We start from the raw sequence: 11,388 nt of genomic DNA on the forward strand, positions 1-11,388 counted from the left end.
TTGTTCATGTCCCTGTCTCCCTCCCGTTTCCTGCTGGCCGGCCTGCTGCTGGGCGGATCGCTGCTGGCGATGCCGGCCCGTGCCGCCGGTGACGCCGAGACCTACCGCCAGCTCGATCAGCTGATGGATGTGTTCGAGCGGGTGCGCGCCGAATATGTCGACAAGGTCGACGACCGCAAGCTGCTTGAAGGCGCCATCAACGGCATGCTGGCGGCGCTCGATCCGCACTCCAGTTTCCTCAACGCCCGCGACTTCGAGACCATGCGCACCCAGACCGAGGGTGAATATGGCGGGTTGGGCATCGAGGTGACGATGGAGGATGGCGTGGTCAAGGTGGTGTCGCCCATCGACGATACGCCCGCCTCCCGCGCCGGCGTGAAGTCCGGCGACTACATCACTCACATCAACAAGGAGCCGGTGTTCGGGCTCAGCCTCACCGAGGCGGTGGCCAAGATGAAGGGCCCGGCCAAGAGCAGCATCACGCTCACCATCGTGCGCGAGGGTCAGGACAAGCCGTTCGACCTGCGGCTGACCCGCGAGACCATCGCGCTGAGGCCGGTGAAGTTCGAGGCCAGGGGCACCATCGGCTACATCCGGGTCGCCCAGTTCAGCAAACCCACGGGGCCCGGCGTGCGCACGGCGCTCACCACGCTGCAAAAGCAGATCGGGCCGGCCAATGTCACCGGCTACATCGTCGATCTGCGCCGTAATCCCGGCGGCCTGCTCGATCAGGCGATCGAAGTGGCGGACGCTTTTCTGGAACGCGGCGAGGTTGTATCGCAGCGCGGCCGTCGTAAGGAGGACATCCAGCGCTATCATGCCCGCGCCGGCGATCTGGCGGCGGGCAAGCCGGTGGTGGTGCTGGTGGATGGCGCCAGCGCCTCGGCGTCCGAGATCGTCGCCGGCGCGCTGCAGGACCAGCGTCGGGCGCTGGTGATCGGCGAGCGCACCTTCGGCAAAGGGTCGGTGCAGACACTGATTCCGCTCACCCAGGACACGGCCTTGCGGCTGACCACGGCGCGTTACTACACGCCGGCGGGCCGTTCGGTGCAGGAACAGGGCATCGAGCCGGACATCGAGGTGCCGCAGCTCAGTGATGTCGATGGCAAGCGGCCGCAGATGCGGGAGGCGGATCTGCGCAACCACCTGCTCAACGGCGCCAAGATCGGCGAGCGCAGCGAGGAAAGCGACAGCAAGCCCGATCCGCGTTTTTCGGCGACCGCCGAAAGCTTGAAAAAGCAGGGCATTACCGACTATCAGCTCGACTATGCGATCAAGTTGCTGCAACGGCTTGGCCGGGGCGGCGCCAAGGTGGCCCTGAACTGACAGGCGGAAACGGAACGCAGGCATGGCCGTCGAGGACGACGATACCCCCCGACTCGACAGCGACAGCCGCGAGGATGCGCCGGCCTTCCCGGACGAGCATCCCGACGATGCGGATGACGCTGACGGCGAGGGCGGCGCGCCGCGACCGCTATGGCAGTGGGTGGTGCTTGGTGTCGCGGCGCTGGGCCTGTTCATTGGCCTGACCACCCTGTTCGCCGGCCTGTTGCGCCCGGCCGCCGGCCCGGCCGACCCGGTGGCGATGACAGTGGCCGGCGTCGATGCCGTTACTCCGGTGCCTCAGGCGGTGCCCGCCGCGCTTGATGCCGGAGCGGCCGCCACCGCGAAACCGTCGCCGCCCAAGGCGCCGGGCAGCGATGCCGCACCGGCGGTGACTCCGCCCCCGGCGCCGGTGGGCGCGGTAGCGGCGGGCACGCGACCGGCGGGGCCGCGCGTCGCCATTCTGATCACCGAGGCCGGACTGAACAGCGCGACCACCCGCCGCGCCATCGAGACATTGCCGGCGGCGGTCGCCATCGGTTTTTCGCCCCATGCCTCCGGTCTCGCCGGGCAGGCGGCGGCGGCACGCGCCGCCGGACACGAGGTGTGGATTGGCGTGCCGATGGAGCCCAAGCGCTATCCCGCCATCGATCCCGGTCCCAACACCCTGTTGCGCTCGATGCCGGCGGCGGAGAACCTGCGCCGGCTCGACTGGGCCCTGGCCAGGGTCGCCAGGCCCGACGGCGTTTACTCCATGATGGGCTCCGCCTTCACCTCCGACCCGTCGGCGTTGCGGCCGGTGCTGACACGCATGGCCGAACGGCGGTTGCGCTTTGTCGATGCCCGCTCGATCGGCAGCACGCGCGGTCCGGCGCTGGCCCGTGAGCTCGGGCTCGCCTTTGCGCTCAACGACCGCTTCATCGACGACAAGACCGATCTTGCCCATGTGGAGCGCGCGTTGGGCGATCTTGCAGGCATCGCCCGTTCGCGCGGCCATGCCATCGGCCTCACCAGGCCACTGCCGGAGACGCTCGATCCGCTCAACGAATGGCTGGCGGGCCTGCCCGAGAAGGGAATCACGCTGGTGCCGCTGAGCGCGATGGCCAACCCGGCGCCTTGATGCGCAGGCCGCCCTCCGATGCCGGTTTCCCGCTGACAGCCTGCCCCCGATAGCCTCGCCCGTAGGCCTCTTGCCGGCAGGCTCGCGCTGTCGGGCCGTTCACTCAGCCGGCGGTCCGGTCTGTCCCGCGGCGATCCATGTCCAGGCACCGGCGCAGCGCGTCCGGGCGCACCGGCTTGGGCAGGGCCATGTAGCCCTGTGACACGAGTTCCGCCTTCAGGCTGTCATCAAGGGCGCCACTGATCACGATCACCCGGTCGCAGCACAGGCCTTGCGCCTTGAGGCGTTCCACCACCATCGGCCCGGTGGTATGGGCGTCGAGATGGTAGTCGATCAGCACGGCATCCACGTTGTCGCCATCGGCGCCGATCCCGATATCGGGCAGGTCACCCTGCCACGGTCGCGCGACGGCCGTTGCGCCCCATGCGGTCAGGATGGCGCGCAGCGAGTCCAGCACCAGGGTGTCGTCATCGATACACAGCACGCGCATCGCCGCGGGCGCGGCCGGTTCGTGCGCGTCGTTCCGGCGTCGTGCCGATACCCTGCGCCCGGCGGCCGGCACGGAGACGGAGAACCGGCTGCCGGCGCCGACAGTCGAGCGCACATCCACTGGCGCGTCGAGCATTGCCGAGATGCGTTCCACGATCGCAAGCCCCAGTCCGAGGCCGGGCTGGTTCTGATGGTCGCGGTCGGGCAGCCGCCGAAACTCCTGGAAGATCTCCTGCAGTTTCTCCGGCGGGACGCCGAGACCGGTATCGACGACATCGATGCGGACCATGCCGGCGCGGCGGCGCGCGCCCAGCAACACCTTGCCGCGCGCGGTGTACTTGATGGCGTTGGACAGGAAGTTCTGCAGCACGCTGCGCAGCAGCCGCCGGTCGGCGTGGACGATCAGGCTGGTGCGCACCAGCCGCAGCTGGAGCCCCTTGGCGGTCGCCATCACCTCGAATTCCTCCGCCAGTTCACCGAACAGTTCATCGAGCGGAAAATCCCGCGGGCTGGGTGTCAGGCCGCCGGCGTCGAGGCGCGAGATGTCGAGCAGGGTGCGCAGGATCTGGTCGGCGGCGTTGATGGAACGCTCTATCTTGTCGGTCAGCGCGACTTCGTGCGGTGCCGTCAGGTCTTCGCGAAGCGCGCCGGCGAACAGGCGCGCGGCATTGAGCGGCTGCATGATGTCGTGGCTTGCCGCCGCCAGGAAGCGGGTCTTGGACTGGGTGGCGGCTTCCGCCTGGGCGCGCGCCTTCTCCAGCTCCGCGGTGCGCAGGCGGACCCGGGATTCGAGGTCGATGTTGGCCTGTGTCAGCCGGCTCTCGCTGTCGCGCAGTGCCTGCTCGGTGCGCTTCTGCCCGGTGATGTCGGTGAAGGTGGTGACGTAGAGGCCATCCGGCATCGGGTCGCCCTGGGCCTGGACGATGCGCCCGGTGCTCAGCGTACGCTCCAGCGTATAAGGCTCGCGCTGCCGCATTTTTTCCATCGCCAGACAGATCTGGGCGTCGGCGAACATGTCGCCGATGGCGCCGGTCTCGGCCTGCCAGCGCAAGGCACGCTCCAGCGGCACGCCGACATCGATCAGGCCGGCCGGAAAGGCGAACCAGCTGAGATAGTGGCTGTTCCAGGCGACGATGCGCAGCTCGGCGTCGGTGACGAAAATCGCCTGCTGGACGTGCTCCAGCGTTGCCTGCAGCAGTGTCTGGCTGAACTGCACCTGTTGCGCGCCGGCCTCGATCAGGGACGCCACTTCCTCGGCGTACAGCTTGGCGCCCGGGCCGTGTTCCAGCAGGATGCGCGCGCTCGCGGCGCCAACGATGCGGGTTAGCAGGGCTTCGGCCTCGGCCTGCAATTCCGGGCTTGCCGGATCGCGCGGACGCACCAGCGCCAGTCGGGCGGTCAGTAACTCGGCCGCCTTCTCGCCGGCAAACCGTCCCACCAGCGCGGTCAGCTCGCCGGTGCGCCAGCGCCGTTCGGCCGGCGGCGGTGCGCCTGGCGGGCTCGTGCCGACGAAACGGGCGGCCTGCTGCTGGTCGAGGAAGGTCTCTTCCGCGCGCAACGAGACGACGACGAACATCAGCAGGTTGACGCCAAGGCTCGCCAGCACGCCGAAGGTCAGGCGGTCGACCTCACCCAGCGCGCCGAGGCCGACGCTGTAGCTGCCCTCGACAGTGATCGGCAGGAACAGCAGCACCAGCCACATCAGTGCGCCAGTGCCCAGGCCGGCGAAGGCACCGCTCTTGTGCGCCCGCCGCCAGTACAGGCCGCCGATCAGCGCCGGCATCAGTTGCGCCGCCAGCGCGAACGACAGGGTGCCGGTGGCCGCCAGCGTCTGGCCCTGGCCGAAGGCTTGGAAATAGGCATGACCGGCCAGCATCAGGACAAGGATCACCAGCCGTCGCAGCCACAGCACGAAGCGGCCGGCGTCCCACGACTGGCGGGCCAGCAGCGGCAGCACGTTGGGCATCACCAGATGGTTGGCGGCCATGGTCGCGACCGCCAGCGTCGTCACCACCACCATGCTGGTGCCGGCGGAAAAGCCACCGAGGAACGCCAGCAGGGCCAGCGTGTCGTTGCCCGCAGCCATCGGCAGCGCCAGCACGAACAGATCCGGATTGACGGCCGTCAGGCTGGCGTGGGCCAGCCCGGCGGTGGCGATCGGCGGCACCACCAGGGCGATGATCACCATGTAAAGGCTGAAGGTCCAGCGTGCCGGCCGCAGATCACCGGCATCGGGACATTCCACCACCAGGGTGTGGAACTGCCGGTCCAGGGCGATGATCGCGCCCATCGACAGCAGCGACAGGGTCACGAAGGGGAAGGCCGCCGGCGTTGCCTCCAGGGTGGACGGCAGCGGTGCGCCATCACCCGGCAGCAGGTGCCAGGCGAACAGGGCCAGTACCACCAGTGCCCCGATCTTGACGACGGACTCCAGCGCCACCGCCATCATCAGGCCGCGGTTGTGCTGGGTGACGTCGCGGTGGCGGGTGCCGAACAACATGGTGAACAGCGCCAGCGCCAGTGCCAGAACGAGGCCGATGGCGGCGGGCTCGCCAGGGTCGCCGCCGGTGAGGAACTGGAAACTGGCGACGGCGGATTTCAGTTGGAGAGCGATGTAGGGCAGTGCGCCGGCCACCACCACCAGCGTTGCCAGCGCGGCCAGCGATTCCGACTTGCCGTAGCGGGCGGAGATGAAGTCGGCGACCGACGTGACACGATTGCGGCGCGCCGTGTCGACCAGGCGGGCGACCACCGGGAACGCCGCCACGAATACCAGGATCGGCCCGAGGTAGATGGGCAGATAATCCCAGCCATCGCGGGCAGCGGTGCCAACCGCGCCGAAGAAGGTCCAGCTGGTGCAGTAGACCGCCAGCGACAGGCCATAGATGGCGGCGCGGGCGACCGGAGTGGCGAGCCAGGCCTTGCGGTGGTCCCCCAGCCACGCCACCAGGAACAGTAAACCGGCATAACCGAGCGTTGCCGCGATGACGATGGTCGAGGACAGCATGTTTCCCACGACGTCGGCCTTGTGATTCCCGCACCCTGTCCTGATTCGCCGGCGCTGGCAATCGCACCCCGCGCGGCGCGACGACAGTCCGGAACCGATGGGCAAAAAAACAAGGGCGGCCATTGCTGACCGCCCGGAGTCTCGCCGCTTGTCGCGGCAAAGGAGGAGTGGAAGACCGCATGTTAGGTCTGCGGTGCCCCTGGCTCAATGCGACGTTCGTCGCGTGCCGGTTCCCCGGCGATGGTCGTGTGCCGGTTCCCCGGCGATGGTCGTGTGCCGGTTCCCCGGCGATGGTCGTGTGCCGGTTCCCCGGCGATGGTCGTGTGCCGGTTCCCCGGCGATGGTCGTGTGCCGGTTCCCCGGCGATGGTCGGAGAACCTCGGGCGCTCAGGCGGCCCGCGCCGCGGCAGGACGCCGCCGCCGGCGGCGGCGGGGTGCCTGGGCGCGGTTGTCGCCCTCCGCCTCGCCGGTGGCGGCACGCGCTGCGGCATGCCCCGCGCCGTGACCGGTGCCGCGATGGGCATTGTGCGGTTTGGTTGCCGAACGCGCGGGGGCAGGCTTGGCGGGCGCGGCCTTGGCGGGCGCGCTGGCGGCGGCCGCCGGGGCACTGGCGCCCAGCGGGCTGGCAACCACCGGGATCGACTGGCCGATCAGTTTCTCGATCGCCTTGAGATAGGGCCGCTCGTCGCCGGCGCAGAAGGAGATGGCGATGCCCGACGCGCCGGCGCGCGCCGTGCGGCCGATGCGGTGCACATAGGATTCCGGCACATTGGGCAGCTCGTAATTCACCACATGGGAGACGGCATCGACGTGGATGCCGCGTGCGGCGATGTCGGTGGCGACCAGGATCGGCGTCTTGCCGTCCTTGAACTCGGCCAGCGCGCGGGTGCGCTGGGCCTGGCTCTTGTTGCCGTGCAGGGCGACGGCGGCGAGCCCGGCCTGGCCCAGGATGCGCACCAGCTTGTCGGCGCCATGCTTGGTGCGGGCGAACACCAGCGCCCGGTCGACGTCCTTGGCCGCCAGCGTGTGCACCAGCAGGCGCTTCTTGAGGTCGGGCTCGGCGAAGATCACCTGCTGGGCGACCTTCTCGGCCGTGGAGGCGACCGGAGTCACCGCCACTTCCACCGGCTCGTGCAGGAAGCCGTCGGCCAGCTGACGGATGCTCTGTGGCAGGGTGGCGGAGAACAGCAGCGTCTGGCGGCGCTTCGGCAAGGCGCCGGCGATGCGCTTGAGCGGCTGGATGAAGCCCATGTCGAGCATCTGGTCGGCCTCGTCGAGCACCAGCGCCTCCACCTCGTCGAGGCGGACGGTGCCCTGGCCCATGTGGTCGAGCAGGCGGCCGGGGGTGGCCACCAGCACGTCGAGGCCGGCGGCGAGCGCCTGGCGCTGGGCACCCATCGGCACGCCGCCGAACACGCAGGCGATCTTCAGCGAGGTGCCGTGGGCGAACTGGCGGAACTGAACCATGATCTGGCTGGCCAGCTCGCGCGTCGGGCTGAGCACCAGCACACGCGCCGCCTTGTAGCTGACGCGCCTGGGCTCCTTGAGCAGCCGGTGCAGCAGCGGCAGCGCGAAGGCCGCCGTCTTGCCGGTGCCGGTCTGGGCCAGACCCAGCAGATCGCGGCCGTCCAGCAGGTGCGGGATCGACTGGGCCTGGATCGGCGTCGGGGTGGCATAGCCATGGCGGGCCAGCGCGTCGAGCAGCGTCGGGTGCAGGCCAAGAGAGGAGAATTCAGACATAGTGGTCTTTTGCTTTCAGATGAAGAATCCGGTGCTGCGCGTCGCAACACCGCACGGCCCGGCGCAGCTCATGGCGGCGCCAGACGGAAGGGTGATGACCTTCCGCGTGATCAGGATGGCCGGTGGAAACACGTCAACGCGCTCTTGATTGGCAGCGGGGTCACAAGGGGCCCGCGCGGTCACGCGACCGGAGCACGTCGGTTGCTGCACTGCAGCGCCGTTTCTATGACGGAAACGCCATGGCAAGTCAAAGAAATTCGCGGCGTTGCCGGGCGACGGCGGCATTCCGACATTGACTTGGCGTGCCACCGCCCGCAAATAGCCGGTTCCGGGATGGCGGTCGCGCGCGGCCGCCTTTTGTCGTTTTGCCCTTGGGCGGCCCGGAGAGTCGCCCGTCGTTTGGAGGCCTGTCATGATTTCGAGCGTGATGCCAACCTATGCACGGCCGGACATCGAGATGGTCCGCGGTGACGGCGCCTATCTGTTCGACTCCAAGGGGCGAAAGTACCTCGATTTCATCGCCGGCATCGCCGTCAATGCCTTCGGCCATGGCCATCCGCACCTCGTGGAGGCGCTCAAGCGCCAGGCCGAGACGCTGTGGCACACCTCCAATCTTTACCGCATTCCCGGACAGGAGAAGGTCGCCGAGCGGCTGAAGGCGGCGACGTTCGCCGACACCATGTTCTTCACCAATTCGGGCACCGAGGCGGTGGAATGCGCGCTCAAGGCCTGCCGGCGTTACCACTATGTCAACGGCCAGCCGGAGAAGTACGGCTTCATCGCCTTCGACAACGCCTTTCACGGCCGTTCGATGGGCGCCATTTCCGCCAGCAGTCAGAAGAAGCTGCGCGAGGGCTTCGAGCCGCTGCTGCCGGGCTTCAAGTTCGCGCCGTTCAACGATCTGGCCGCCACCGAGGCGCTGATCGATGAGCATACCGGCGGCATCATCGTCGAGCCGATCCAGGGCGAGGGCGGCATCGCCATGGCGACGCCCGCGTTCATGAACGGCCTGAAGGTACTGTGCGACAAGCATGGCCTGCTGCTGATCCTTGACGAGATCCAGTGCGGCATGGGCCGCACCGGCAAGCTGTTCGCCTACGAGCATTACGACATCAAGCCGGACATCATGACGGTGGCCAAGGGCATCGGCGGCGGCTTTCCGCTCGGCGCCTGCCTGACCACCGAGGCGGTGGGCGTCACCATGTCGGCCGGCACCCATGGCTCCACCTACGGCGGTAACCCGCTGGGCATGGCGGTGGCCGACGCGGTGCTGGACCTGATGCTGGAACCGGGCTTCCTCGACCAGGTGACCGCCACCGGCGAGCGGCTGGCCCAGGCGCTGGGTCAGATGATCCCCAACCATGACGACGTGTTCGCCGCCGCCCCGGTGCGGGGCATTGGCCTGATGCGCGGCCTGCAGCTCAAGGTGCCCAACCGCGATTTCGTCGGCCACGCCCGTGGCGAGGGCATCCTGGCGGCGGCCGCCGGCAGCGACGTCATCCGCCTGATGCCGCCGCTCAACATCGGGCAGGCGCACATCGACGAGGCGGTGGAACGGCTGTCCGCCGCCGCCCGCTCCTTCCCGCGGGGGTCGTGATGATGGTGCGGCACTTCCTCGACTGGACCGCCCCCGGCGCGCCCGCCATCCGGGCGATGCTCGACGAGGCGCACCGGCGCAAGCAGGCCCGGCGCGGCATGCCCAGGGGCCGGCCGGACCACGACCGGCCGCTCGACGGCCATACGCTGGCGATGATCTTCGAGAAGCCCTCGACCCGCACCCGGGTGTCGTTCGACATGGCGATGCGCCAGCTCGGCGGTTCGGCGCTCAACCTGTCGTCGTCGGAACTGCAACTCGGCCGGGGCGAGACCATCGCCGACACCGCCCGCGTGCTCTCCCGCATGGTCGATGCGATCATGATCCGCACCAATGGTCACGACAAGATCGAGCAGCTCGCCGAGTACGCCCACGTGCCGGTGATCAACGGGCTTACCGACCACAACCATCCCTGTCAGGCACTGGCCGACGTGATGGCGGTGGAGGAGCGGCTGGGCAATGTGCGCGGCACCACCTGGGCATGGCTGGGTGATGGCAACAACATGGCCCACTCGATCATCGAAGCTGGCAGCCTGCTGGGCTTCACCGTGCGGCTGGGCGTGCCGGCCGACTATGAGCCGGAGCCGGCGGTGGTCGCCCAGGCCCGCGCGCTGGGCGCCACGGTCGAGATCGTCCGCGATGCCCGCGCGGCGGTGGACGGTGCCGATGTCGTGCTCACCGACACCTGGGTGTCGATGGGCCAGGCCGGCGGCGAGGCCAAGCTTGCCGCCATGGCGCCCTATCAGGTGACACCGGCGCTGATGGCGCTGGCCCGGCGCGAGGCGGTGTTCCTGCACTGCCTGCCGGCGCATCGCGGCGAGGAAGTGATGGATGCCGTCATGGACGGTCCGCAGTCGCTGGTGTGGGACGAGGCGGAAAACCGCCTGCACGCCCAGAAGGCGGTGCTGCTGTGGTGCCTGGGAGTGCTGGAAGCGTGAGCAGCGAGGCGATCCTGCTGGATAGCACCAACGTCGCCGACGTGGTGTTGCCGTTTCAGGTCGACGGGCTCGACGTGCGCGGCCGCATCGCCCGCCTGGGGCCGACGCTGGACGCGGTGCTGGCGGCGCATGCCTATCCGGCGGCGGTCGCCCGGCTGCTGGCCGAGGCGCTGACGCTCACCGCGCTGCTGGGTTCGGTGCTGCGCGAGGAGGGCGGCCAGCTCACCTTGCAGGCCAAATCGAACGGGCCGGTGAGCCTGCTGGTCACCGACTACAAGGCGCCGGGCGAGGTGCGTGGCTATGCCGAGTTCGACCCGGAGAAAATCGCCGGCATCGAGCCGGGCGCGTCGCTGCCCGAGCTGTTCGGCGAGGGCTATCTGGCGCTGACCGTCGACCAGACGGCGAGCAATGACCGCTACCAGGGCATTGTCGCGCTGGAAGGCGCCAGCCTGGCGGAAGCCGCCGGCAGCTATTTCGAGACCTCCGAGCAGCTGCCATCGCGTGTCAGGCTCGCGGTGCGCCACGACGGGCTGGCCAACCGCTGGTATGCCGGCGGCCTGCTGATCCAGCATCTGCCGCGCGGCGAGGAAGGCGCGCAGCGCCTGTTCGCCGCCGATGCGCCGCATCCCAACTGGCAGCACGCCACGGTGCTGGCCGACACGCTGCGCGACGAGGAACTCACCGATCCCAGCCTGACGCTGGAGACCGTGCTGTGGCGGTTGTTCCATCAGGACCAGCCGCGCATCTACACGCCGATCGTCATCACCAAGGGCTGCCGCTGCACGCGCGAGCGCATCCAGTCGGTGCTGCGCCAGTTCAGCTTCAACGAGCTGATGGACATGCGCGAGCCCGACGGCGCGATCCGCGTCAACTGCGCGTTCTGCTCGAAGGATTTCGTGTTCGAGCGCCCGGCCGAGAAGGACTGAGGGCGGGCCGCGCCGCCGGCGTCGTTAAGGCGCGCTTAAACTCGTGATGCTAACACCCCGTTGATGCACGCGTGGGGTCGATATGCAGAATGAGGCTGTTCAACGCTGGTGGGGGCCGCGGTTGGTTAGCGTCCGCGCTCGTGGTGTAATTTCCGGTGTAGGCGATGGTGTATTCCGGGGTGGGGCATGCCCCACCCCGGAATGCGGCGTCGCTGGTGGCCACCGGGTTCATCGTTATGGTGGAGTTTGCA

The 11,388-nt window shown here is 68.9% G+C and carries 8 protein-coding genes; 5 read left to right on the forward strand and 3 right to left on the reverse strand.

The features are described from left to right. The first annotated feature begins 6 nt into the window (after nt 1-6). Together ABU113_RS12080 and ABU113_RS12085 are read left to right on the forward strand one after the other, a co-directional pair. Nucleotides 7-1,326, forward strand: coding sequence for a S41 family peptidase (locus tag ABU113_RS12080; RefSeq protein ID WP_454559747.1), 1,320 nt, complete (start codon nt 7-9; stop codon nt 1,324-1,326). A 22-nt stretch (nt 1,327-1,348) separates the two neighbouring features. Then, on the forward strand, nt 1,349-2,443 hold the full coding sequence (locus ABU113_RS12085) for a divergent polysaccharide deacetylase family protein (RefSeq protein WP_454559748.1): 1,095 nt from the start codon (nt 1,349-1,351) through the stop codon (nt 2,441-2,443). 103 nt (nt 2,444-2,546) lie between these two features. Here ABU113_RS12085 and ABU113_RS12090 read toward each other — a convergent pair whose 3' ends face one another. The 3 genes from ABU113_RS12090 to ABU113_RS12100 form a co-directional block, all read right to left on the reverse strand. Continuing rightward, the gene (locus ABU113_RS12090; protein WP_454559749.1) at nt 2,547-5,939 is read right to left on the reverse strand and encodes a hybrid sensor histidine kinase/response regulator; all 3,393 of its coding nucleotides are present in this window, start codon (nt 5,937-5,939) and stop codon (nt 2,547-2,549) included. 387 nt (nt 5,940-6,326) lie between these two features. Next, nucleotides 6,327-7,679 carry a DEAD/DEAH box helicase gene (locus ABU113_RS12095; RefSeq protein WP_454559750.1) on the reverse strand — a complete coding sequence of 451 codons (1,353 nt, stop codon included), beginning with the start codon at nt 7,677-7,679 and terminating at the stop codon, nt 6,327-6,329. 15 nt (nt 7,680-7,694) lie between these two features. After that, complete coding sequence (locus ABU113_RS12100) at nt 7,695-8,093, reverse strand: hypothetical protein (protein ID WP_454559751.1); 399 nt, start codon at nt 8,091-8,093, stop codon at nt 7,695-7,697. Between ABU113_RS12100 and ABU113_RS12105 the strand changes: the two genes are divergently transcribed. Genes ABU113_RS12105 through ABU113_RS12115 form a run of 3 tightly spaced genes read left to right on the forward strand, consistent with a single transcriptional unit; the run spans nt 8,092 to nt 11,137 of the window. Further along, on the forward strand, nt 8,092-9,276 hold the full coding sequence (locus ABU113_RS12105; protein WP_454559752.1) for an acetylornithine transaminase: 1,185 nt from the start codon (nt 8,092-8,094) through the stop codon (nt 9,274-9,276). The genes ABU113_RS12100 and ABU113_RS12105 overlap by 2 nt on opposite strands. Nucleotides 9,277-9,278: 2 nt before the next feature. Beyond that, the gene (gene argF / locus ABU113_RS12110) at nt 9,279-10,211 is read left to right on the forward strand and encodes an ornithine carbamoyltransferase (RefSeq protein WP_454559757.1); all 933 of its coding nucleotides are present in this window, start codon (nt 9,279-9,281) and stop codon (nt 10,209-10,211) included. Further along, nucleotides 10,208-11,137 carry an Hsp33 family molecular chaperone HslO gene (locus ABU113_RS12115; RefSeq protein ID WP_454559753.1) on the forward strand — a complete coding sequence of 310 codons (930 nt, stop codon included), beginning with the start codon at nt 10,208-10,210 and terminating at the stop codon, nt 11,135-11,137. The genes argF and ABU113_RS12115 overlap by 4 nt, the downstream gene beginning before the upstream one ends. Nucleotides 11,138-11,388: the final 251 nt, after the last annotated feature.

The sequence above is a fragment of the Parapedomonas caeni genome (assembly GCF_041060555.1).
Lineage (GTDB): Bacteria > Pseudomonadota > Alphaproteobacteria > Sphingomonadales > Sphingomonadaceae > CAUJIW01.

What these genes read in the sequence shown, in the direction of transcription:
- ABU113_RS12100 (WP_454559751.1), bottom strand. Translation starts at nt 8,093, where the DNA reads ATGACAGGCCTCCAAACGACGGGCGACTCTCCGGGCCGCCCAAGGGCA.
- ABU113_RS12095 (WP_454559750.1), bottom strand. Translation starts at nt 7,679, where the DNA reads ATGTCTGAATTCTCCTCTCTTGGCCTGCACCCGACGCTGCTCGACGCG.
- ABU113_RS12085 (WP_454559748.1), top strand. Translation starts at nt 1,349, where the DNA reads ATGGCCGTCGAGGACGACGATACCCCCCGACTCGACAGCGACAGCCGC.
- ABU113_RS12080 (WP_454559747.1), top strand. Translation starts at nt 7, where the DNA reads ATGTCCCTGTCTCCCTCCCGTTTCCTGCTGGCCGGCCTGCTGCTGGGC.
- ABU113_RS12090 (WP_454559749.1), bottom strand. Translation starts at nt 5,939, where the DNA reads ATGCTGTCCTCGACCATCGTCATCGCGGCAACGCTCGGTTATGCCGGT.
- ABU113_RS12105 (WP_454559752.1), top strand. Translation starts at nt 8,092, where the DNA reads ATGATTTCGAGCGTGATGCCAACCTATGCACGGCCGGACATCGAGATG.
- argF (WP_454559757.1), top strand. Translation starts at nt 9,279, where the DNA reads ATGGTGCGGCACTTCCTCGACTGGACCGCCCCCGGCGCGCCCGCCATC.